Genomic DNA, 23069 nt, shown 5'->3' on the forward strand with positions numbered 1-23069 from the left:
CGATGAACTATCGCGGAGGGGGAACGTTGAAGTGCCGAGTGAAGCCCAACCCGATCGAGGCAACTTCTTACAGCGCAATCTTATCATCGTGCTCGTTTTCGTCCTGATCGCAGTCATTCCCCTGCTATGGATTTTTGGAAATACGACCGAGTTAACCCCTGATCGTAGCGACATTGTAATGACGAGCGCTCTTTGTTTGGGAGTGGCAACCGGAGCGGGGTTTTCGGTGCTTATTGCCATTGTCAAACCCGCATCGCGCTACTCGACCACCGTCACCGCGATTGCCTTTTTCTTCGTTGGCCTGATCATGGGAACACTCATGGGAATGACTTTGGTAGGCGAGGCATTCCAGTTTATTGACTTCTCCGGACCGAACCTCCGACACGGGGTTGAAGAGTTCGCAATTCGCCGCGCTTACAGAACTCATGGCAAGGGCGCGTGCAGCCATATCCAGCTTCGTGACTATTTCGGCGATTTCTGTATCGACCCTCGTGAATATAAAGTCGTTTTCGGTGACACTGATGATACCCGGTCAAGCGGCTATTGCTTGCGTGCATACACCGAGCAGAACGATACTGCGATCCGCATCATGCATTCGTCGAGTTGGGCATTCCGTCCGGGCGCGATAGTGCGTTGCCCCGGTCCATCGGGGAAATCACAGACATTCACTCGGTGACCTAGGGAGTCGATTAGGTCCTGAGACGGCAGCTATCCTTGAATGCTTGCCAAAGGCCGACGGTTGCAGATCCACCCATCCGAGGAACCCCGCCATACCCCCTAAACGAAATGCGGCTCGGGCCGTTCGCGCAATTGCTCGTAATGCACCAGCGCCTGTTCCGCGCCTAAAGCGACCGGTTGGCCGTCGCGGAAGGACCATTCGCCGCGGTCGCAATCCTCGGCGCGGACATAGCCGTTGATGTAGAAGCGGCGCAGGTGGGTGGCGGTGTTGGTGCCCGAGGCATGGACCAGATACGGGCTCCACAAAGCGATGTCGCCGGGTTCGAGGATCAGGTCGACTTGGTCTTCGGGCGACAGGCCCGCCGCGTCGAGCGCGCTGTCTTCGGGCGAGCGGCCGAGCGACGCGGCGGGGTCGAGCGGCAGCGCTCCGCGCGTGTGGCTGCCGGGGATGAAGCGCATGCCGCCGCTGCCCGGATTGTGCGGATCGATCGCGAGGCCGGTTTGGACGTAAGAGCTGCCGAGATTGCGATACGCTTCGGCCGGGCGGCGCGATTTCGCGTCCTGATGCCAGGCAAAATCGCCGCTGCGATCGGGCAGTTTCCAATGCAGCTGGTTGATGATCTGTTTGATGTCGCGCCCGATCAGCGGCTCCAGCAGCGTGGCCCAGCGCGGATCGAGCCGCGTCTGGTTCAGTAGCGCGACATGGTAGGACGGCCATTGCACCATCGGCACATGCGGCGCGCCGTCGGGGCCGGGGCGGACGGTGTAGAACAAATTGCCGTGGCGGAAGCTCCGGCCATGCGCCACGCCTTCGGCATACACCTGATCCATGGCCGCGCCGATCGCGGCGACCTCGGCGGGGGAAAAGAATCCGCGCACGATGGCGTAGCCATGGGCACGAAAGTCGGCGACATAATCGGTCATTACCCGTCTCTCAGTTTTGCGATGCGATCAGGAGCAACGCTGCATCCATCGCCTTGATCGCGCTCGCACCATCGGGAACGTCATTGGCATAAAGCGCCATCGTCAGCGTGCGCCCGCTCTTGGCGACCATATAGCCGGACAGCGCGTTGGTGGCGTTGAGCGTGCCCGTCTTGGCGAACACTTTGTGGTCAAGCGCGCTGCCGGCAAAGCGGCGCGCCAGCATGCCTTCGCCGCCAACCGGCAGCGTTGCACGCCAAGCGGTGCCCCACGGTTGCGCGCTCACCCAGCGTAGGAAGGTGATTACGCCGCGCGGGGTCACCCGGTTATAGCTCGACATGCCCGAGCCGTCCGAAAAGTCGAACGCCACGCGCGGCACACCCGCCTCGGCGAGCATCGCGCGCACGGCGACCTGGCCATCGGCGATCGATCCGCTGCCGTTTTTTATGGCGATCCGGCGCAGCATCAGTTCGGCATGGAGGTTCTGGCTGACCTTGTTGATGAGCGTCAGATCCTCAATCAACGGCGGGGGTGTCAGTCGCGCGAGCGGTGTCGCCGCAGGAGCCCGTGCTGCGGGCGCGCTACCGCGCATTGCGGGGTCGTCGCCCGGCCCGACCGGGCGATGGCGCACGCTGACGTTGCCCGTAACGCGGACGCCGCGCGCGACCAGCATATTGCGCAGCATCCATGCAGCATGATGCGCCGGATCGTCGATGCCGAGGCGCAATTGCTCGGGCTTGCTACTAACCCCGATCGTCCCGCCGAGCCGCACAACCGTGGCGTTGGGCGCGCGGTCGAAGGTGATCGCGGTTGCCCCCGTCGCCGCCGTCAGCGCGCCATTTTCGACGGCGTAATAGGGCGGCAGCGTCACGGTCGGCGGGCGACCCGGCGTGGTCGGGGTCACGGTCACGGGCAGTTCGTTGTCGTCGAGCGTCAGGGCGGAACTTGCCGTGCCCGATTTGGTCGGGATGTTGTTCCAGCTCATCCCCGGGCTCCAGCGCTGGTCGGGATACAGGCTGTCATCGCCGACGACGTCGTGCACCACGCGCGCCTTTGCGGCAACCGCATCGGCGAGCGTCGCAAGACAATCGACCGTGCAGGCGGGCGCGCTCGACAGGCGCGCATCGCCATGGCCTTCCAGGATCACGTCGCGCTGGTTGCCGGTCTGGTCGATCCGCACCGCCGCGCCGCCCGTTTCGTCGGGCCGGTCAAGCTCGCCTAGCGACCAGAAGGCGGCGGCGGTGGTGAACATCTTGGTGTTGGACGCGGGGATGAAGCGCTGATCGGGGTTGATCGCGATGATTTCGGTGCCGGTCTCGTCCACCACGACCAAGCCAAAGCGCGTGCCGGGGCTGGCGTTGCGCAACGCATCCTCGACCCGGCTCTGCAATGCGGATTGGGCATGGAGCGCTGTCGGCAGGGCGGCGACAAGCAGCAGGGTAAAGGGCGGGACGAGGGCGCGGTGCATTCCCGCAGCCTAGGACCAATTGCGCGACAAACAATGCAGTGCGGCACATACAGAGCGTTGCCCCCGGTATAACCGTTGCGCATGATCGTGGCGATCGCCGGTTGTCGGCACCGCCATGCGGCTTCACAATGTCGCTATGACACGGCGCATCGCATTGGGGGTGGGGCTTTGCGCCCTGCTATTGGCTCAACCGGCAATGGCCGATAATCTGGCCGCGACCTTGGCTTTGCCGATTGCGAGCGGGCTGGTCGGTGCGGCGGACACGCCGCGTTTCGCCTGGGTCGAAAATGCGGGCGGCGTGCGCAATATTTGGGTGTCGGCGGGGGGTAGGCCTGCGCGCGCGATCACGGCGTTCACCGACGATGACGGGCAGCAACTGTCCGATCTCGCGCTGACGCGGGATGGCGCAAGGGTCGCCTTTGTGCGCGGTGGCGACCCCGAATTTCCCGATGGCAGCATCCCCAATACCGCCGCCAGCGCGACCCCGCCCAAGCAACAGCTTTTCATAACATCCGCCACAGGCGGCGTGGCGGAACTGGTGGGCGAGGGCCACGCCCCCGTCTTCGCGCCGGATGGCGAGCGGCTGGCTTATACGCGCAAGGGCGAAATCTGGCTGTGGAGCCGGACGGCGGGGGCGCGGCGTGTGGCGTCGGTTGTTGGCGAGGTTTCGCGGTTGGAATGGTCACCAGAGGGTAGCCAGCTCCTGTTTGTCGATGAACGCGGCGACCATAGCTTCATCGCCTTGCTCGATGTCGCGGCCCGTGGAGAGGCGCGGTTGCGCTATCTCGATCCTGGCCTCGGCTTTGGGGTCGACCCGTGTTTTGCGCCCGATGGCAAGAGCATCGCCTATATCCGCTTCGTCGATCCTCCCGCCACCGCCACAGACAATAGCGGCCGCTATTGGTCGATCCGCAGCGTCGAGCTTGCGACCGGCAGCGCGCGAACGCTATGGGCGGCACCGACAGGTGCTGGCGGAGCCTATGCCGGAACGCGTGCGCGCAATCTGTTCTGGACGACGCACGGCACAATCGTCTTCCCGTGGGAGCGCAGCGGTTGGCTGCATGCTTACGCGCTGGATCCGGTGCGCGGCACCGCGCGCGATCTCACGCCCGGCGCATTTGAGCTAGAGAGTTTCCTGTTGTCGTCCGATGGCAAGGCGCTGGTCTATGCCGCCAATGCCGGGGATCTCGAACGACGTCACATCTGGACGGTGCCCCTTGCCGGAGGCGCAGCGACGCGGCTGACGAAAGGCGCGGGCAGTGAAACGATCCCTACCTTCGCCGGAACGACCCTGGCTGTCCTGGCGACCAGCGCCACGCAACTTGCGCATCCTGCTCTGGTCGGCGACGCGGTCGCACCGCTGCATGATGCGCCCTCGGTTGCCGGGTTTACAGTACCCGAAACGGTAACCTTCACGGCGGAGGATGGCGTGCTGGTCCACGCGCAGTTGTTCCACGCGCGCGGCCCCGGCAGGCATCCCGCATTGGTCTATGTCCATGGCGGCCCGCGTCGGCAGATGCTGCCTGGCTTCAACAGTTCTTATTATTATTCGAACGCCTACATCCTGAACCAGCATTTCGCGGCCAAGGGCTATGATGTGCTGTCGGTCAATTATCGCAGCGGCACCGGGTACGGTCACGATTTCCGCGAAGCACCAGGCCAGGCGCGCGGCGGTGCCTCCGAATATCGCGATGTGCAGGCAGCGGGCAAATGGCTGGCGGCGCGCAGCGATGTCGATCCGGCGCGGATCGGGATTTGGGGCGGGAGCTGGGGCGGGTATCTGACCGCACTGGCGCTGGCCCGCAACAGCGATCTGTTCGCCGCCGGGGTGGATTTCCACGGCGTCCACGCAATGGTTCGCCCAGTCGAGAAGACGCTGTCGCCCGATGCCGAGGCCGCGGCGCATCAGTTGCAATGGCAATCCTCGCCGCTCGGCGCGATCGCGTCGTGGCGCTCACCGGTACTCCTCATCCACGGCGACGACGACAAGAGCGTGGACTTCTACCAGTCCCTGTTGCTCGCGCGCGAACTCACCGCGCGGCAGGTGCCGTTCGAACAGCTCGTCTTTCCCGATGAGCGGCATGATTTTTTCCGCTACGCCGACTGGCTGGCGAGCTATCGGGCAACCGATGATTTTCTGGATCGCACGCTCATGCACAAGGTGACGCAATGAAGTGGGGTGCGGCGTTTCTTGTCTTGTCGTCGATCGCAACGGCGTGCGCTGCGGCGGGCCCCGACGATGCGGTGCTGATCCGTGGCGCACGGGTGTTCGATGGCAGCGGCGCGCCCGCTATCGTCGGCGACGTGCTGGTGCGCGGGGATCGCATCGTCGCGGTCGGCCCGCATCTGCGCAAACCCCGCAGCGCGCGCAGCGTGGATGCGCGGGGCCTTACGCTGATCCCCGGATTGCACGACCTTCACACGCATTTGCGCTCGCCCGGTTACGATGCGCCCGATGATCTGGGCAAAGCCTATGCCGGTTATTTGCTCGCGGGTGTGACCTCGGTGAACGACTATTCGGTGTCGGGCGAAATGATTGCGCCGATCCGCCAAATGGTCGCGTCCGGTGCGGTCGCGGCTCCGCACCTCGAACTGGCGGTGCGCGTCGGCGTGCCGGGCGGGCATGGCACCGAATATGGCTGGGGTGCCTTCTTCACGCTGCAGGCCGCAACTCCCGCCGCCGCGCATGTCGCGATGGCGACCGCGCTGCCGTACCAGCCCAATCTCATCAAGGTCTTTGCCGATGGCTGGCGCTATGGGCGCGACAGCGATCTCAACAGTATGAACGTGCCGACGCTGGCTGCAGTCGTGGCGGATGCGCACAAGGCCGGTCTGCCGGTCATCACGCATACGGTAACCGTGCAGGGCGACCGCGTCGCCGCGATGGCCGGAGTCGATGCCGTGGGGCACGGGGCGGGGGATGCGCCGATCGATGACGATCTGATCGGGCTGATGAAGGCGCATCACACCGCCTATATCCCGACATTGGTGGTATATGAGCCGCAGCAGACCCGCCGTTTCGAACCCGACGAGCAACGCGCGCTGACGCCGCCTGAGGCGGCGTTCGAAGCAAGCCATGCCGCGCAATCGTCCAAGCCGGTCGCGGCTTATGATGCGAAGCGCTGGGCGATCATGCAGGACAATGTCCGGCGGCTGAAAGCGGCAGGGGTGCGTATCGGCGTCGGCACCGATGCCGGGATCGAGGGTGTGTATCACGGGCCCGGCACGCTCCGCGAGATCTGGTGGCTGACCAAGCTGGGCTTCACCCCCGCCGAGGCGTTGGTCGCTGCGACCGCGACCAGCGCGGATATCCTGGGGCAGTCGGCGGACAACGGACGGATTGCGCCGGGCCAGCGCGCCGATCTGGTGCTGATCGCGGGGCGGCCCGACGAGCGCATCACCGATTTGTGGAAGGTCGCGCGGGTGTTCGTGTCGGGACGCGAGGTCGCGCTCGCGCCGCTGCGCGCGCTGGTAAACGGGGCGGCACCGACTCCGCTGCCGGTGCACAACATGCCGGGGCCAATTGACACGGGCGGGCGGGGTGACGGCCGCACCGACCTCGATACCCTGCCGGTTGAGAGCACCGATTCCGGCGTCGACCATAGTCATCTCGACTTCGTCCGGCCGGGGAGCGACGATCCGAAGTCTGCCGATCGGCCCGTCTTTCTGATCGCGCACATGGGGGCCAAGCCGCGTCCGTTCGCGCAACTGGTGCTGCCGCTCACGCAGGGTGCGGTGCAGCTCGCCGATGCGCGGGGTTTCACGGGCGTCGCGTTCGATGCGCGCGGTAGCGGGCGCTACGATTTGTTGTTCGACAGCTATGCGATCAACGATGATGACTGGTTCCGCACCGGCTTCGAAGCAGGGGAGGTCCGCCGCACCTTCCACATCCCGTTCAGCGCCTTTGCCAGCCGTGACGCGAAGGCTCAGCTCGATCTGGCGAAATTGCGCGCGCTGATCGTGCGGCTTGAGGGCAAGCCCGGCGGCAAAGCGTGGCTGCAACTCGACAATATCCGCTTCTATCGGGAACGCGCGAGCGACGACCGCGCCGCGCCGCTGCCAGCACCCGGAACCCGCAATCCGCAACATTATAGCGAAACCAACTGACGCTTAAGGACAGGTTCCGGCGGGCGGGCGATGCGGCAGGGCGCGTCCTGCCGCACGGCCCGTCAGCTTGCCGCCGTCCATCGCGAGGACGCCGTTGACCAGCACCGTCTGCACCCCGACCGCCAGTTCGGTTGGCTGTTGATAGGTTGCGCGCGGCGCATAGCGGCGCGGATCGAACACCACCACGTCGGCGAACGCACCGGCTTTCAGGTGCCCGCGTCCGGTAAGGCCGAAGGTATCGGCGGTCAGCGACGAACTGCGCTCGATCATTTCGCGCAATGTCAGCACGTGATCGGCGACGACGTATTTGGCGTATTTGCGCGCGAAGCTGCCATAAACGCGCGGGTGGCCGGGCGATGCGTCGGAATCGGTCATCACCCAAGGCTGGCGCATGAAGGCGGCGATGTCGGCCTCGCTTTGGTTGAAGGAAATGACGCCGGGATCGCCGACGCGGATCACCGCGATCGCGGCGGTGATGGGGTCGGTCTTGGTCGCCACCGCGACCTCCGCAAGGGTCCGATTGCGTTCGGCACCTTCCGTGATCAACAGCTTGGTCGGCCCGCCGCGTTTGCGCATGTTTTCGGCCATGTCGGTGCGCAATCGCGTGGCCTGCGCGGGGTCGTCGAAGCGTGCCAGCATCGCTTTGCGGCCACCATCCTGCGCCCATAACGGAACCAGCGAGGCGACCATGCTCGAGCCGCTGGCCGACCACGGATATTGGCTCGCGGTGATGTTCAGCCCCGCCGCGCGCGCCGCCGCGATCCGCGCGATCACCGCCGGGGCCTGGCCCTGCACATCCACGCCGAGCGCCTTGATGTGCGAGACATGCGCCGGAATATGCGCGGCGCGCGCTATCTCAATCTCTTCGTCGATCGCCGCCAACAGTCCGACGGTGTAGCTCGACTCATCCCGGATATGGCTGTCGTAAAAGCCGCCCCGCTTGCCCGCTTCAGCGGCGAGCGCGACGACCTCATCGGTCTTGGAAAAGCTTTGCGGGGCATAGAACAGCCCGGTCGAAAGCCCGATCGCGCCCTGGCACATCGCGCTTGCGACCAGCGCCTGCATCTGGCCCAGTTCCTGCGGAGATGGCGCGCGCTTGGCCTCGCCGATCACGCGCTGCCGAATCGTGCCGAAGCCGGTGTATGTGGCATAATTGATCCCGACCGGGCGCGTCTGCGCGCTGGCCAACACGCGGCCGACATCGATCTCGCCGCCGCCGTCATTGCCGATGAACGCGGTCGTCACGCCCTGCATCAGGAACATTGGGATCAGCCGCTTGGCGGGATCGTCCGACGCCAGATCGTCCCCCATATGCGTATGCGGGTCGATAAAACCGGGCGCGACGATCATGCCATGCGCGTCGATCACGCGCGTGGCGGCGCGCACCACGTGCGGGGCGACCTCGACGATGTGATCGCCCTCGATCGCGACATCGCCGACGAACGGCGCGTCGGACCCGGTGTAGATGGTGCCGCCGCGCACGATCAGGTCGGCGGAAGGCGGAGCCGAAGCGCCGACCGCGGCGAGCGCCACGCCGACCAATAACCCGATCCGGCCGATGTTCATGGCGTACCCCAAAAGCCGGGGGGCGGTGGCGACAATATGCCCCCGATATCCGTCACCCCGCCCTCACGATCCTCTGCCAGCCACAAGGGCCCGTCAAGATCGACAAAATCGGACAGCATTGCGACGTGCAAGGCGGGTGCGATCGAGAGTGAGGAACTGACCATGCAGCCCGTCATCAACCCCAGGCCGCGCGCGCGAGCACCGTGCGCGAGCGCAAGCGCGGCGGTCAGCCCGCCCGCCTTGTCGAGCTTCACGTTGACGCACTGATAGCGCGCGGCAACCCGATCGAGATCGTCGGCGGTGTGAACCGATTCATCGGCGCAAATCGGCACTGCCGGGGAAAAATCGGCGAGCCACGCATCCGCGCTGGCGGGCACCGGTTGCTCGAGCAGCGCGACGCGGAGTTCGACCAGCAGCGGCTGCATCGCTTCGAGCAGGGCGCGGTCCCAGCTCTCATTGGGGTCTACGATCAGCGTGGCATTGTGGGCCACGGAGCGAACCGCGCGAAGTTGCTCAGCGGGATTTTCGTGGTTCACTTTGACCTTGATCAGCGGCGCGGCGGCGATCAGCGCTGCCGCCCGTGCCATCGCCGCAGGGGTGTCGATGACGACCGTCAACGCGTTTGGCATTGATGTGAGGTCGGGGCCATCGATCATCGTCGCGACCGCGCGGCCCGAGCGCTTTGCTTCCAAATCCCATAAGGCGCAGTCGATCGCATTGCGCCCCGCGCCCGGCTGCAGCAGGCCGAGCAGATCCTCGCGATCCGCGCCGCCCTCGATCGCATCGCGTACGTGCGCGATCTCGTCGAGCGCACTCGCGACGCTCTCGCCATAGCGCGGGTAGGGGACGCCCTCGCCGTGACCGACATGTCCGTCCTGCATGATCGATACGGTGATCACGTCCGCCGCGGTTTTCACCCCGCGCGCGATGCGAAACGGCGTGTGCAACGCAAAGCGGTCGTGCCGCGCCTCAAGCGTGCGGGGCATAGAGCGCATCGATGATGGACTCGACGCCGAAGGCGATCGGGTCGGTACAGGGCAGGCCGAGCATATCCTCGGTCCGTTCGCACAGCGCCCGCGCCGCCGCTGCATCCAGCGCAGAGGTGTTGAGACACACGCCGATCGCCCGCACGCCCGGGCTGGTCAGGCGCGCAACCTGCAGATTCATCGCCAGGCATTCCGTCAGCTCGGGCAGGGCGCGTCCGGGCAGACCGCGCATGTGCGCACGCCCCGGTTCGTGGCAGAGCACGATCGCCTCGGCCTGCGCGCCGTGCAGCAGGCCGGTCGAGACACCCCCGAAGGAGGGATGGAAGAGCGACCCTTGCCCTTCGATCACATCCCAACCGTCATCGTCGCGCGCGGGTGAGAGCTGTTCGATCGCCCCCGAGATGAAATCGGCGACCACGGCATCGACCGGTATGCCGCCGCCTGCGATCAGGATCCCGGTCTGGCCCGTCGCCCGGAAATCGGCGGCGATGCCGCGCGCGCGCAGCGCTGTGGTCAAAGCGAGCGTCGCGTACATCTTGCCGACCGAACAATCGGTGCCGACCGTCAGCAACCGGCGACCGGCGCGTGGATACCCTGTCCCAACCACCAGATCCGCAGGCGGATCGCGCACGTCGAACAGAGTGAGGCCGCGCTCGCGAGCGAGCGCGGCAAGCCGTGGCACGTCGCGCAAGCGCTGGTGCAGTCCGGCGGCGACGTTCATCCCGGCTTCCAGCGCGGCAACCGCATCCGCGATCAGATCCGCTCCCATCGTCCCGCCCGAATTGGCGATGCCAAGCACCAGCGTGCGTGCGCCAGCGCTTGCGCCTTCGGCAATCGTCAGGCGCTTGATCCCGAGCGTCAGCGGGCAATCGTCATACCGAAACTCTCCGACGCAGTCGTCCGGGCGGAAAGTGGCGAGGCCGCGCGACGTCTTGATGCCGATCGGGTCGGCGCTATGGCCGAGATAGAGCAGATAAGGTCCGGGTATCATGCGGGCCACCGTATCGGCAGCGGCTACCGCCACAGCATAGCGAGTGGATCACCCGGCATAGCCTGTCGTTATGTCGTCCGCTTCAGGCGGCGTCGATAACCCGCGCCAGCGTCTTGAGAAAATCGGTGGCGAGCGCGGTCGGCGGGCGGTTGAGCAGGAACATCGCATGGACATCGAACGCCAGTTGCGGCTTCAGCGGCCGCACCGATAGACCGGGGCTGAGCGAAGCCTGCGCGGTGAAGCTATCGACCACCGTCATCCCCACGCCCTGCCGCACCAGCGCGGTGGCGATATAGAAGGTCCGCGCCGACACCACTTCGTCAAGCTCGAGGTCGAGCCGCTGCAATTCCTGGGTGAACAACTGCCCGATCGGACCGCTCGCGGCCAGGCTGATGAAGCGTTTGTCGCGCAGGCACTCGAGTTCGAGCCGTGGTGGCGCGTCGGGCATGTCCTGTTCGCGATACAGCACGACGAGTTCGCCCTCGCCGAGCCAGCGATGCCCGATCGGTGCGGCTGGCGGCACCGCATAGGCGATCGCGATGTCGGTTTCGCGTTCGTAGAGTTTGCGCAGCAAATCGTCGTGATGGACCGTCTGCAGGTCGAATTGGACCGTCGGATGGCTGCGCAGAAAACTCGCCACCGCAACGGGCAGCGCGTCGAGCGCGAGCGACGGCAGTGCCGACACCCGCAAAACTCCGCCGGTGCCGCGCTTTAGATTGCGGCTGGCCTCGCGCAGCGCATAAACGCGGTCCTGAATTTCGCTGACCTCGGCGAACAGGGTGTGTGCGTCTTCGGTCGGCACGAGACGCCCAGTGCCGCGCTCGAACAGCGGAAAACCGAGCAGCGACTCGGCATGACGCAGCGTCTTGGAAACCGACGGCTGCGAGATGTTGAGCGCCCGCGCCGCAGCACTGACCGAGCCATTGATATAGACGGCGTGAAAGATTTCGATGTGACGCAGGTTCATGACGCAACACCCTGTGCGAGCGCTTCTTCGCTTCGGCTATAGGCGGAGCGCGCGCCGGGATCGACGGGTACGTCGGTCGCGAAATAGGCGACACCGTTGCCGTGCTGTGGATCGATCCACAGCCCCGATTTCAGCCCATAGGCATCCCCCAAATGCCCCCAACGCGCCCGTCCATCGCCAAAGGGATCGTCGCGGCAGCCTGCGACCGGCGTCGCGAGAAACGCGACCGCCAGGCCATAACGGCACATTTGCCCGTGCCAGGTGTCGCCATTGCTTCCCGCACCGCTATCGCCGTTCCATGTCCATTGCGGGGTCTCCAGCAAATGGACCGAGCGCTGGGTGAGGATGCGCACTCCGTCGATCCGCCCTTGGTCGAGCAGCATCCGTCCGATCCGGGCAAGACCGCGCGCGGAGATATAAAGCCCGCTTTGCGGCGCAAAGGTCGCGCCGTTTCGGCCCGCGCGCCAAAGGGATAGATCACAACTGCCGTCGCGGGCTGGCGTGACCGGGCAGGGCGGGCGCGCACCGTGATTGTCGTCGCGCGTTACCGACCCCGAACGATATTGAACGACGACGCGCGCCACCGTGCGGTCCGAACAGGTGACGAGATTGTAGCAGGCATCCAGTTTCATCGGTGCGAACACGAGCCGCTGCATCAACCGGTCGAAGCGTTCGCCAGTGGCCCGTTCCATCACCGCCGCGATCACTGGAAAATTCAAATTGGTATAGCGAAAATAAGCACCGGGCGCGTGCGCGGTATCCCACACTTTCGGGTCGGCCAACACGCTGCCGAGATCGGCGTCGAGCGGCAGGACATAGTCGACGCCGTCGGTCAGGCTCGAGCGGTGGGACAGCAACAGGCGCAGGGTGATCGGTCGGTCGGCAAAGGCCGGGTTGTGCAGCGGATAGCCGAGCAGTTCCGACACATCGGCATCGAGATTGAGTCGGTGCTGCTCGACCAGGCGCAGGACGGCAATCGCTGTGACCAGTTTGGAGATCGACGCAATCCGAACCGGGTCGTCCGCGCGCAGTGTTCTGGCTCCAGCGACATCGGCCAGACCCGAAACTTGTACCGTCCGCTCCCCGCGTCGATCAAAGGTTACCCGCGCCGCCGCGACCGGCTGATGGAGGCTCGCGGCGAGCAAAATCAACGCAGAGATCATATCATTTGGGCATCCCGTTCAGGCCACTCGCCTGGCGCAGTGCCGCGCCGTCGAGCCGATACCCGTCCAGAAAGACGGTGTGGACATGGCGCAGGTTGCCGAGCGCCGCCGACACATCGCCATCGACCAGCACGATATCGGCGGTCTTGCCCACCGCGATCGATCCCGTCCGGTCGTCCATGCCGGTCATCCGTGCGGGAATGATGGTTGCGGTCTGCAGCGCTTCGGCATTGCTCAGGCCCGCTTGCTGATACAGTTCCAGTTCGCGCACCAGCTCCAGCCCATAGCCATCGGTCCCGGCGACGATCGGCACGCCCGCCTGGTGGAGTTTGCCGACCAGATCGACCATCTTGGTGAAGCTCTTGCGAAAGTCGTCGCGCGTCAGGCCACCGAACAAGGGATATCCGCCGATTTTCCAGCCGCGGACGACGCTCGGCGGCGCAACGTCGGCGAAGGGCGCATATTCGGGCGAGATCGCGCTGCCATCCGACGTCATCAACGGTTCCCATACCGTCAGCGTCGGATCGATGATCGTATGGCGTTTCGCAAGTTCAGCATAAAACGCCGTCATCGCCGGGGAATCGAGATCGACGTCCTTTCCGTATTTGGCCGGACCCTCAAGGCGTGCGGCGGTATTGGCCTTGTCGACCACGTCTTGCGGCATCGCCTGCATCAGGATGAAGTTGATGTGGGTCACTTCATCATATCCCGCGCGCACCGCGTCGAGCGGGCGCATACCGGCAGGTACGTGACCGTGGACGTGCAACCCCAGGCGATGCGCTTCGGCCGCTGCGGGCGCGATCCAGGCAGGATTCATCGAGGTGTAGAATTTGGCACCCCAGAGCCCTGCGGCCTTGATCTTGTCGACGGCAGCGACCGCCTCTGCCGCTGACGACACCGTCAGCGCACCCTGCGCGGCGAGGGGATCCTTGCGATCGATGATGACCGAGACCTTGCCGTCCGGGGCCAGCAAATCGCCAGCTGCCCGCCGTTTGTAGATGCTGAGCGCCTCGTCGATCATCGATCCGGGGCTGCGGTAATTGGTCATGCCGGTGGCGACGTTCTGCAGCAGGTTCCAGTCATCGCCGACGTGCTGATGCGAATCCCACAGGCCCGGGGTCAGCGTCTTGCCGCGTCCGTCGATTACGGTTGCGCCAGTGGGAGCGGCGATCGATCCCGCAGCGCCGATCGCCGCGACCTTGCCATCCGCGATCAGCACCGCGCGATCCGCAATGTAGCGCCCGGCGACCGAATCGAACATCAGCACATGGTCGATCAGCGTTGCGGTGCGATTGGCCTTGCTCAGAAAGCGATGTGCGACCTCGCGCACCATCGCGGCGGTCGCCTTGTCTTGAAGGTCCTTCAGCTTGGGGCCGTTCTTCTCATAGCCTTCCGGCAACATCGAAATGACGCCGGCATTGCCGAACAGGCGATTGTCGCTGTCGAGCCACACGGGGGAGGGCGCGAAGCCATATCCCGTCAGAAAGGCGAGCTTGATCGTCTTGGGCCCTTGCGGCCCCTCGACCTGTGTCGTCTGCCCGATCGCGATCCTGGCATGGCCCGTCGGGAGCAAGTCGATGCCCTTGGCACCCGCCGCGACAAGCGAATCGATATCGAACTCCCCGGCGAGCGGCGGGCCGCCATAAGTATTATAATGCTTGTTGGCGAACGGCGCGGAGCCGGAATCGATCACCGTCTTCCAGTCCGCCACCCCGTTCGGAGCAACCGTGAAGGTTTCCGTGGCATCCCCGGAATCGGTAAAGCCGCGAATGGCGATCGTGGTGGGGCGTCTGGTGGGATCCAGCGTGACCAATTCGTCGGTCTCGGTGACCCAACCGCGCAGCGACATCGACATGCGATAGGCGATGCGCCCGTCGGGCATCGTCCACGACCAGATGTCGCCATGCTTTCCGGCGATCGAGCTGATAGTAAAGTGCCGCGCGCCGGGGGGCGGAACCAGCAATTGTTCCTTTGGCGTCGGTGCCGCTCCGGCGATCGAAGCGGTCGCCGCGAGCAATGTCGCAAGGATCAGTCGGCGCATACAGGTTCCCCCCAAGAAGCGGGGAGAGTGCCAACTCGACGCAGTCAGCGCAATGCTCGCCCATGCACAAAGTGGGCGGCGGTCGTCATCGCGGCCTTGGAGGCGGCCACCGGCCAGATCCACAGCCCGTCCCCGCGATCGCAAGGACGGGCTGTGGCGGCTGAAGCCGGGCTTAGAATTCGGCGCTGATGCCGAAGGTGAAGGTGCGGCCGCTGGTCGTATAGACCTCGGTACGCTGGGCGACTGCATCCAGCGACTGCACGATCGGTTCGTTGGTGATGTTGATGCCCTCGGCGATCAACCGGACGCCTGGGCGCAGGTTGATATGGGCCTGGAAATCGACATTGTTGGTCCCGCGAATGCCATCGCCGCTATTGTCGATGGCGTTGCCGGCACCGGTCAAATAGCTGCTGCGATAGGCATCGGAAACGCGCACGCCCCACAGCTTGTTCTCGTAATATAAGGTGGCGTTTGCCGCCCATTTCGAGAGATTATAGAGCGGTATGACCTTCGGCACGTTGTTGTAATAGGCGGTCTGATGCCCGTCGAACCACGTTCCGTTGACCACAGCGCCAAGATTTTTGAGCGCGCCGGGCAGAAAGGTGAAGTCGTGCTGGACTGCTACCTCGATACCCTTGATGTCGGCACCAGCGCCGTTGACCGGCTGGCTGACGTCGAACAAGGTGTTCGCGTCCTCGCCTTGCACCAGCAGGGAAAGCGGCAAGCCGGTCTGGCCATAGGGGATTTGCTTGGTGGACGAACTGATGAAGCTGTCCATGCTCTTGTAGAAGAAGCCGACCGAGGCAAAGCCGCTGCGACCCATATAATATTCGACTGACCCCTCGACCGAGGTTGCCTTGAACGGTTTCAGAAACGGATTGCCGAGGCTCAGGCTGCCGCCATTGGGGCGCGTGGTGATCGACCCGGCCGCCGCCAGATCGCCCAGGGCGGGGCGATTGACGTTGCGGCTGGCGCTAAGCCGAACGACCACCGCTTTGGCAACGTCGAGCGCCAGATTGGCCGCAGGCAGGAAGCCGTGGCTGTTGGTGCGGATCGCAACCGGCGTGAAGCCCGCGCCAGTCGCCAGATGCCCCGACGACAAAAGGTCGGTCGAGTAATACCGCACGCCAGCATTGGCCCGCAGCCGCATCCCGGCCACGATCGTGTCGAGATCGAACTGGGCGAAGCCTGCGCCTGTCTTTTCATCGACGCGGTAATCGCTGCCCGCCTGGAGATTGGCAGCGGTCAGGTTCCGATTGTCCCCGATATAGCTGTAAACCCCATCGACGTTGCCGACGATGTATTGAATCAAGGTATCGGGCGTGACGGTCTGTTTTAGAGTGTTGGGGATGGCGATGTCGGCGGGCACGTTGTGGAACACCTTGTTCACCCACGTATAGCCGCTGTTGATGAAGTGCTTATACTCGCCGCCTGCCTTGAAGGTGAGCGCTTCATTCAGCGTGTAGGCTGCTTGCAGCTTCCCATTGGCATATTGGTTGGTGATCTTGTTTTCCTGAACGTCGAGCCGCTGCACCGCCCAGTTGTTCGGATCAGTGATATCCTTACCGTAGGTGTTGACCGGGATGGTCGGGCGATCGTCATAGCTGAACGGAGTGTTCTTGAGCTCCATGAACACCTTGTCGAACACGGGCTGGCCGAAATCCGATTCCTCATAGCCGCCAAGCGCACTCAGCGTCAGCCGGTCGGTCAGCTTCCAGCTGGCATTGGCAACGCCCTGGTAAAAGTCGGTCCGGTTCTGGACGATATGATGCTCGGAGCGCAGATCGATGCCGGTGAAGCTTGCCGCGCGCAGCGTATTGGTGCTGTCGATCACGGCGCTCTGGATCACCTGGGCTCCGGTGATCGAGGTCCCGGTCAGCGCGTTGCTTCCAGCCGTTGCCAGCGCATAATCGTCGCGATGGTCCCACAGCCGACCGTACAGAAAATCGACGTCGAGTTTGAACGCGTCGCCCGGATGATATTGCACCGACGAGGTGATGCCCAGCCGCTTGCGGTCGGTATACCAGGACGATGGTGACTGCGCGGTCGGCTGGTAGACGCCCGAAAGAAGGTTGGCGCGCGTCGCCGCATCGATGTTCGGGCCGATATTGGCGGCACCATATTTGGTGAGGCCCCAACCCCAGTTGCGATAGCCAAACTCGTTATTCTTGATCTGGCTGTAGGCAACCGAGACAAGCGCGGCGAGATCGCCCCAGCGATGCGAGACGAGGCCAACCACGCGCGGCGTGACGCCGCTGGTGTTGTCATTGGTCTGGCCCTTGGCGGAAACGACCAATTTATTGCCCGTGTCGAAGGGCTTGGCGCTGGTCAGTTGCACCGTCCCGGCAATGCCGCCTTCATCCTGTTCTGCCGAATAGGATTTCTGGACCGACACGCGGTTGAACAATTCCGATGCGAACAGGCTGTAATCGAACGAGCGCGAGCGGGTGACGCCGCCGCGATTGTCCATTCCCGAAGCGGTGTTGCCGAGCACTTCCATGCCGTTCAATTGCGTGCGTGTGAAATCGGCCCCAAGCCCGCGCAGCGCGATCTGGCGGCCTTCGCCACTGTCGCGGGTGATGGTGATGCCGGGAATGCGCTGCAGCGACTCTGCGAGGTTCAGGTCGGGAAAGGCGGCGATATCGGTGGCGACGATGTCGTCCTCATTGCCAACCGCGCGGCGCTTGAGGTTCTGCGCTTCGGTAAGGCTGTGCCGATAGCCGGTCACGATGATGTCGGTTCCCTCGCCGACCGAGCGATCCGGCAGGGCTGCGCCCGGAAGTGCAGCATCCTGTGCGGCGACCTTGACCAATGCCGGATGGACCGGGGCCGCCGACATCGGTTTCAGAATGGCGACGCCGCCCTGGAAGGTCACGCCAAGGTTGGTGCCGCGCAGCAGATGATCGAGCGCGATGCGCGCGCTATAGGTGCCGCGGACGCCAGCCGTACGACGGCCGCTGACGGCGTCGGGTGCGACCACCACTTGCACGCCGGTCGCTTGCGAAAAGCGGGAAATGGCGGTGCGCAAATCGGACGGCGCTATGTCGAAGCGCTGCTCCTGGCGAAGGACGGTCGTCTCCGCCGGTCGTGCCTGTGCCATAGCAGGTGTCGCAATCGCGATCGCCAGTGCCATGCCTGAAATACCCCGAAAGTGTTGCATGATGTTCCTCCGCTCGGACGCCCCTGCGCCTCGAACGGAAGACGGGTTCCCCGCCGGATCAGGACAAAAGAATTTTGTTGCAGTGCAGCGTCATTGTGATGACATTTTGGTGTCACGCGACGCGGCCGGCTTCAGTCGCAATTGTGCGCCCTGATGCACCACGGTGAAGCCATAGGCAGCGCCGATTGCCCCCAGTAACTGTTCGGGATTGTCGAGCTTGAAACGCCCGGACAGCACCAATTTTTCAAGCTGTGGGGGCGGGGCCTCAATCACCGGCCCGCCATGGCGGTTGAGCGCCTCTACCAGATCGCCCAGCCGCATTTCATCGGTGTCGAGCCAGTTATGCCGCCAATCCTGCTGCGTCGGATCGAACCGGCTTGGCGCGCTTGCCGCAGTGCCGTCGAAGCGGGAGCGCCAGCCTGCGGGAACCAGCACGCCGGTGTCGGCACCGCTTGCCCCGAACCGTACGCGTCCGCGAAACACCGCGAGCTTCACTTCGTGATGCGCCAGATCGATGTCGAATGCGGTGCCAAGCACGCGCGTGCTCGATCCGCGCGCGGTGACGACAAAGGGCCGGTCGGGTTCATGCGCCACATCAAAAAACGCTTCGCCCCGGCGCAGCACGACGGTGCGTTGCCGCGCGTCGATCGTGACGTCGAGGGCGGTCGCACCATTCAGTTCGAGCCGCGATCCGTCCGCCAGCGCGACCACGCGCTCTTCGCCGCGTTTGGTCTCATAATGGGTGGCAAGGGCAGGGGCGGTGCCCAGGCGCATCGCCTGCCATGCGCCGCCACCCAGCACGAGCAGCACCGCAGCGGTCGCCCCCGCCGTTGTTAGGGTGCGCCGCCGGGTCTCCCGCATCGCCAGAATATCGGCGTCGGAGAGGCGACCGAACGCCGCCGCTGTCCCGAGCGCCTCCTCCAGCGCCGGGTCGTCAAGCGTTGCCCGGACGCATTCGGCGGTCGCGGCCTGCGGCCCGTGGCCAGTCTCGCCCGACAGGGCGAGGCCCGCAGCTTCCTGCAGCGATGCGCGACGGCTCATCGCGCAGCACCGGGCGGCAGGCCGCGGCGCTCGAGCGCCAAGCGCAAGTCGGCCACTGCGCGCGTACAATGCTTGTCCACCGCCGCAATGCTCAGCTGCAAATCCGCAGCGATGGTCGCGCTCGCGGTGCCGTCGAGTCGGCGGCGCAGAAACACCTCGCGGCGCAGCGGCGGCATCACTTTCAAGGCACGCACCAAAATCTCCACCCGCTGGCGATAGTCCAGCACCTCCTCGGCGCGCGGTCTGGCGCAGACGATCTCGTCGCTGAGGTCGCTGGTCGGCGGCAAGGCGCTACGCTGGCGAAAATGATCGTGCACCAGATTGCGCGCGACCGTGAAGCAAAATGCGGCGGCGTCCGCCACCGGACGGGTGCGGCGATAGTCGTAGAGCCGTACATAGGTTTCCTGGACGATGTCCTCGCCATCGGCATGATGGTTCAGTCGGCCCCCGACAAAGCGCCGGAGCGCCTGGCGCAAATCTGCTTCCTCCTGATCGGCGCGTCGCCGAATCAGGATGGCGGAAATCTCATTCACCGTGCCGCGCCCCTGCAGAGACGCCGACACGCGCGTCGTGGCGCTGTCACTTCGTGCCTCCCTGCCCGGATGTCTTTCCGAGTCTTGGCCGCGTTAGGACAGAAGCATGAAGCGCGCGTGACAATCGCGCGGGCGGCGCTAAAGGGGCCGGCGACCTCTATCGGATCGGACCGGACGATGCGCTTCGTGATGCACCTGGCGGCTTTGGCGGGGCTTGCCAGCGCGACGCCCGCCGCCGTGGCGAATGAACGTCCCGACTTCAGCATCGGCGCGATCGCCGATGCGCAATATGCCGCTGAACCCGATAGTGGTCAGCGGCTCTATCACACGGCCCCCTCCAAACTTGCGGCGGCCGTGGCTGATTTCAACCGGCAGAAGCTGGCGTTTGTCGTCCATCTCGGGGATTTCATCGACCGAGACTGGGAGAGCTATGACGCGTTCCTGCCGGTGGCGGCGAAATTGCGGCATCCCTGGCATTATGTGCTCGGCAATCACGAGTTCGCGATCGACGATGCGCACAAGCCGCTGGTCGCGGGTAAGCTGGGCATGCCAGCGCGCTATTACAGTTTCACCAGCCATAACTGGCTGTTTATTGTCACCGACGGGACCGGGCTGAGCAGCTTTGGCTGGCCAGCGGGCAGCCCCGAATATACGCGCAGCATGGCCGCACATGCGGCGCTGTATGCAGAAAAGCCGCTATGGGACGGCGGCATCGACGACGAACAACTGCGCTGGATCGACGCACAACTCGCCGAGGCCGACCGTCGCGGGATGAAAGCGATGCTGTTCAGCCATTTTCCGCTATTTCCGGAAAATCCGCACAACCTGTGGAACGCCCCGGAGGTCATGGAGGTGATCGAACGCCACCGTTCGGCCAAGGTGTGGCTCGACGGGCACAACCATGACGGCAATTACGGCGAGCATGCCGGAGTTCATTACCTGAACCTCAAGGCGATGCTGGATACGCCGGAGACGGGCTATGCCCGGCTCGACTTCTTCGCGGACCGGGTGGTCGTGCGCGGCGTCGGCCGACAGCCGGATTATGTGCTGCCGCTCCGCCCTTAGCCTTCCTTCGGTGTCGCGCGATTAAATCTGCGGAGTGTTCGTGCGGTCAGTGGCCGATGACCCTGACCAGCGGAGCGACATCTTGCCCGGTCGGCAATTTGCCCGAACTCGACAGACGCTGCGTCGCCTCGTCCCAGTGCAGCGCGGTACCCCCGCTTCCAGTGCGATAGCGATTGCTGACGCCATCGTCGTCATACAGCGTGAAGCTGGTCGAGCGGCCGGGATAGACGCGGATGCTTTCCAGCGGTTGCCGCGTCGCGGTGCTGGGGATCTGCGCGCCCATCGGCAGGATCGACCCGGCACGAACGAATAACGGGATTCGGTCGATCGGCGCGGCGGCGGTTATCGTTTGGCCGCCGTGATACCGTTCATTGGTCCAGTAATCATACCAGTCCGCACCCGCGGGAAGATAGACCGGGCGGCTGGTTGCGCCCTGCTCGGTAACGGGGGCGACGAGGAAGGCGGGGCCGAACATATATTCATCGCCCAGGTCCACGACCTTGGGATCGTCCGGGAAGTCCATGAACAAAGCGCGCATGAAGGGCGCGCCGCTTTCATAGGTGTGACGGCCGAGTGCATAAAGGTACGGCATCAGCGCGTAGCGGAGCTTGAGATACTGGGCGAGGACGGGTTCGGCGGCCTTGCCATATTCCCAGATGGCGGTGGCCGGGCGCTGCCCGTGGATACGCAGCGTCGGCGTGAAGCTATTATACTCAAACCAGCGGACGAACAGTTCGGGATAATCGGTATAGCCGGGTGCCATGGCGGTGGCACCTGCCGGATCGAGCAGGACGGGACGTTCCGCCTTTGGCCCATTGGGCCACTGCCATCCGCCGGTATCGCTGCTCCAATAGGCGATGCCCGATGCCGTCATGTTGAGGCCCGTCGGCACCTGGCGCTTGAGCGCTTCCCACGTTGCCTGGACGTCCGACGACCAGAACAGGCAGCCATTGCGCTGCGTGCCCAGATACGCGGCGCGGCACAGGATCAGGTTGCGCAGATCGGGACGATCCTTCGCCGATCCCTCGGTGACGCTGGCGGTATGCAGCAAGGGGAAGACATTGTGGAACCGGTCGCCGGACCCGATCGAATAGAGATGCCCATCGGGCACGAGGTCCGGCTCGGTCTCGTCGAGCCAGAACCAGTCAAACCCCTGCGAAGCGATATTGTCGCGGATTTTTTCCCAATACCAACGCCGCGCCTCCGGATTGGTGCTGTCGAGCAAGGCTCCGGCGCGATCGGAGCGAATTGGCAGGCCGTCGACCACGCTGCCATCGGCGTCATGCAGCAGCCAGCCCTTGGCGGCGAGCATATTGTAATAGCGCGACTCGCGTTCGAAGCGCGGCCAGACGCTGACGATGCTGCGGAGGCCCATGCGCTTGAGCGTGGCGTTCATCGCCTTGGGATCGGGGAAATAGCTTCGGTCGATGTCGAGCTGCCCCATCCGGGTCCAGTAGAACCAGTCGAGCACCATCACGTCGAGCGGATAGCCGCGACGACGATATCCATCCGCGATCCCGAGCAGTTCGGCCTGCGTCTCGTAGCGCGCCTTGCTCTGGATCAGACCAAAGGCCGCCTTTGGCGGCAGCGGCGTCTGGCCGGTCAGCGTCGCGTACCCCGCGTAGAGTGCGTCCGTGGTGTTACCGGTAATGACGAAAAAGGAGACCCGCTCACCGACCTCCGATTGCCAATGCGTGCTGTTGTACAACCCCGGCGAAACGGTGGTCTGCGATGGATTGTCCCAAACGATGCCATAGCCCTTATTGGTGACGAGGAAGGGGACGCAGACCGTTTCGCCCGCTGGCGCATCGTAATTGTGGCGGCAGTCGATCGTGCGACCGCGCAAGTCCAGTCTGCCTTCCTGGTTCTGCCCGAGCCCGTAATAATGCTCATCGAGCGGCGCGGAAAAACTTGCGCCGACTTTGAAGGTGTTCTCGCCCGCAACCGTATGCGGTGCCATTTCCCACCCGGTCATGTGCGTGATGCTATGGCCGTCGGCACCGTTGATGGTGATCTCAACCGGCGGAAGCGATGGGGCAAAGTAGCGCTCCATCTGCGTCGGCGCTTTTGGCCAGGGCTGTTGGGCGACCGTCAGGGATAGTGCGGAGGAGGAAAAGATGTCTCCCGTGGCAGCGACGCGATGCGTCCACCCCGTGGCATCCACCGGGGCATTGGGGCCGGGGCCCGGCGCGGCACTGGCAAGGTTGGGATCAAGCGCGATCGTCACCCGAACGATATTGGGCGCATAGGGTTCAATCGCGACGAAGCTGCCATTGCGCTCGACGGTCGCGAGGGGATCTGCTTGCGCGACTGAAATGGTGATGATGGAGACGGCTGCCATGCCCATCCAGCGGGCAAGCGTCTGTGTACGATTCTTCATTG

At 64.5% G+C, this 23069-nt stretch carries 16 protein-coding genes; 4 read left to right on the top strand and 12 right to left on the bottom strand.

Annotation, left to right across the window (positions count from 1 at the left end; genetic code table 11):
* Nucleotides 1–676, top strand: a 676-nt coding sequence (locus tag EJC47_RS18205) for a hypothetical protein (protein ID WP_221885187.1), incomplete at its 5' end; no start/stop codon positions are given.
* A 101-nt stretch (nucleotides 677–777) separates the two neighbouring features.
* Here the strand turns inward: EJC47_RS18205 and EJC47_RS18210 are convergent.
* Together EJC47_RS18210 and dacB are read right to left on the bottom strand one after the other, a co-directional pair.
* Nucleotides 778–1602 carry a phytanoyl-CoA dioxygenase family protein gene (locus EJC47_RS18210; protein WP_126849198.1) on the bottom strand — a complete coding sequence of 275 codons (825 nt, stop codon included), beginning with the start codon at nucleotides 1600–1602 and terminating at the stop codon, nucleotides 778–780.
* Between the two features lie 10 nt (nucleotides 1603–1612).
* On the bottom strand, nucleotides 1613–3067 hold the full coding sequence (gene dacB / locus EJC47_RS18215) for a D-alanyl-D-alanine carboxypeptidase/D-alanyl-D-alanine endopeptidase (RefSeq protein ID WP_126849199.1): 1455 nt from the start codon (nucleotides 3065–3067) through the stop codon (nucleotides 1613–1615).
* 196 nt (nucleotides 3068–3263) lie between these two features.
* Between dacB and EJC47_RS18220 the strand changes: the two genes are divergently transcribed.
* Both EJC47_RS18220 and EJC47_RS18225 read left to right on the top strand, forming a co-directional pair.
* On the top strand, nucleotides 3264–5240 hold the full coding sequence (locus tag EJC47_RS18220) for a S9 family peptidase (RefSeq protein ID WP_126849200.1): 1977 nt from the start codon (nucleotides 3264–3266) through the stop codon (nucleotides 5238–5240).
* On the top strand, nucleotides 5237–7174 hold the full coding sequence (locus EJC47_RS18225; RefSeq protein WP_126849201.1) for an amidohydrolase family protein: 1938 nt from the start codon (nucleotides 5237–5239) through the stop codon (nucleotides 7172–7174). Before EJC47_RS18220 ends, EJC47_RS18225 begins: the two co-directional genes overlap by 4 nt.
* Before the next feature lie 3 nt (nucleotides 7175–7177).
* Here EJC47_RS18225 and EJC47_RS18230 read toward each other — a convergent pair whose 3' ends face one another.
* The 9 genes from EJC47_RS18230 to EJC47_RS18270 form a co-directional block, all read right to left on the bottom strand.
* Entirely contained in the window at nucleotides 7178–8740 is a 1563-nt protein-coding gene (locus tag EJC47_RS18230; protein WP_126849202.1) for an N-acyl-D-amino-acid deacylase family protein, read from the bottom strand.
* Nucleotides 8737–9726 carry an N-acetyl-D-Glu racemase DgcA gene (gene dgcA / locus EJC47_RS18235; RefSeq protein WP_126849203.1) on the bottom strand — a complete coding sequence of 330 codons (990 nt, stop codon included), beginning with the start codon at nucleotides 9724–9726 and terminating at the stop codon, nucleotides 8737–8739. The genes EJC47_RS18230 and dgcA overlap by 4 nt, the downstream gene beginning before the upstream one ends.
* The gene (dgcN, locus tag EJC47_RS18240) at nucleotides 9710–10717 is read right to left on the bottom strand and encodes an N-acetyltransferase DgcN (protein WP_126849204.1); all 1008 of its coding nucleotides are present in this window, start codon (nucleotides 10715–10717) and stop codon (nucleotides 9710–9712) included. The genes dgcA and dgcN overlap by 17 nt, the downstream gene beginning before the upstream one ends.
* Nucleotides 10718–10799: 82 nt before the next feature.
* Nucleotides 10800–11684 carry a LysR family transcriptional regulator gene (locus EJC47_RS18245; protein WP_033964632.1) on the bottom strand — a complete coding sequence of 295 codons (885 nt, stop codon included), beginning with the start codon at nucleotides 11682–11684 and terminating at the stop codon, nucleotides 10800–10802.
* A complete protein-coding gene (locus EJC47_RS18250) occupies nucleotides 11681–12847 on the bottom strand; it encodes a serine hydrolase domain-containing protein (protein WP_126849205.1) in 1167 nt (388 codons plus the stop codon). Before EJC47_RS18250 ends, EJC47_RS18245 begins: the two co-directional genes overlap by 4 nt.
* Nucleotide 12848: 1 nt before the next feature.
* Nucleotides 12849–14888, bottom strand: a complete 2040-nt coding sequence (locus EJC47_RS18255; protein ID WP_126849206.1) for an amidohydrolase family protein — start codon at nucleotides 14886–14888, stop codon at nucleotides 12849–12851.
* Between the two features lie 172 nt (nucleotides 14889–15060).
* Entirely contained in the window at nucleotides 15061–18048 is a 2988-nt protein-coding gene (locus tag EJC47_RS18260) for a TonB-dependent receptor (RefSeq protein ID WP_126849207.1), read from the bottom strand.
* A 90-nt stretch (nucleotides 18049–18138) separates the two neighbouring features.
* Nucleotides 18139–19089 (bottom strand): FecR family protein, encoded by a 951-nt coding sequence (locus EJC47_RS18265; RefSeq protein ID WP_126849208.1) that lies wholly within the window; start codon nucleotides 19087–19089, stop codon nucleotides 18139–18141.
* Complete coding sequence (locus EJC47_RS18270; RefSeq protein WP_185867720.1) at nucleotides 19086–19622, bottom strand: RNA polymerase sigma factor; 537 nt, start codon at nucleotides 19620–19622, stop codon at nucleotides 19086–19088. The genes EJC47_RS18265 and EJC47_RS18270 overlap by 4 nt, the downstream gene beginning before the upstream one ends.
* Nucleotides 19623–19739: 117 nt before the next feature.
* On the opposite strand from EJC47_RS18270, the gene EJC47_RS18275 reads away from it, so the two are divergent.
* The gene (locus tag EJC47_RS18275) at nucleotides 19740–20687 is read left to right on the top strand and encodes a metallophosphoesterase (RefSeq protein ID WP_185867721.1); all 948 of its coding nucleotides are present in this window, start codon (nucleotides 19740–19742) and stop codon (nucleotides 20685–20687) included.
* Nucleotides 20688–20733: 46 nt separating this feature from the next.
* Here the strand turns inward: EJC47_RS18275 and EJC47_RS18280 are convergent, their stop codons facing one another.
* Nucleotides 20734–23067, bottom strand: a complete 2334-nt coding sequence (locus EJC47_RS18280; protein WP_126849211.1) for a glycoside hydrolase family 31 protein — start codon at nucleotides 23065–23067, stop codon at nucleotides 20734–20736.
* Between the last annotated feature and the right edge of the window lie 2 nt (nucleotides 23068–23069).

This window comes from Sphingomonas sp. TF3 (genome assembly GCF_003985085.1).
GTDB lineage: Bacteria > Pseudomonadota > Alphaproteobacteria > Sphingomonadales > Sphingomonadaceae > Sphingomonas.